A 936-nucleotide genomic window follows, 5' to 3' on the forward strand; every position below is an offset into this window, starting at 1 on the left:
TTCTACGGCACGTTTGAAGGCGCGCTGAAAGGTCTGGTCATACATGTGATGGCGACGCACGACACCGCTCCGTGGATCGGTCGAATGCGTGTGCTGCGCAAAAACCCAGAACCACGGCCAGGAATGCCCGGCGCGCGGATACTTCCGCTCAAGGGCGTCGGGAAGCGCAACGCCGCTGCGGCCCTCGGCCTGGTCCTTCAGCCACCATGCCCGTGCACGCGACAGCTGCTCGCGCAGGCTGGGTGCCAAGCTCTCGGGTAACATCAAGGCCCGATCCTTGGAGCCCTTGCCCTCCCGCACGATGATCGTGCCGTGATCGAAATCCAGATCCTTGACCCGCAGTTGCAAACCCTCACTGATCCGCATGCCCGTTCCATACAGAAGCTGGGCGAACAAACGATGCTCGCCTTCCAGAAAACCGAGGATGCGAACCACTTCATCCGGGGTCAGCACCACCGGCAAGCGCCGCGACGGCCGAGGTCTTCCGATCTCCTGAAGCCAGGGCAGATCCGTGCACAGCACCTTGCCGTAGAAGAACAGCAAGGCCGCCAATGCCTGACGATGCGTGGAGACCGAAACCTTGCGCTCGTTCGCCAGCCAGGACAGAAATGCCTCGACTTCGCTGCTGCCCAAGGTTGCCGGGTGACGCACACCGTGGAAACGGATGAAGGCACGAACCCAGTGGACATAAGCCTGTTCGGTTCGTAAACTGTAATGCAAGTAGCGTATGCGCTCACGCAACTGGTCCAGAACCTTGACCGAACGCAGCGGTGGTAACGGCGCAGTGGCGGTTTTCATGGCTTGTTATGACTGTTTTTTTGTACAGTCTATGCCTCGGGCATCCAAGCAGCAAGCGCGTTACGCCGTGGGTCGATGTTTGATGTTATGGAGCAGCAACGATGTTACGCAGCAGGGCAGTCGCCCTAAAACAAAGTT

General features: G+C 59.3%; 1 protein-coding gene. It reads right to left on the reverse strand.

Annotated elements, in window-relative coordinates; all coding sequences use genetic code 11:
• The coding region (gene intI1 / locus K5R89_RS27130) for a class 1 integron integrase IntI1 (protein WP_017901294.1) at positions 1–798 on the reverse strand (798 nt) is incomplete at its 3' end.
• Positions 799–936 lie beyond the last annotated feature (138 nt).

The sequence above is a fragment of the Klebsiella sp. TF21-TM genome, assembly GCF_019753495.1.
In the GTDB taxonomy this organism is placed as follows: domain Bacteria; phylum Pseudomonadota; class Gammaproteobacteria; order Enterobacterales; family Enterobacteriaceae; genus Klebsiella; species Klebsiella quasipneumoniae.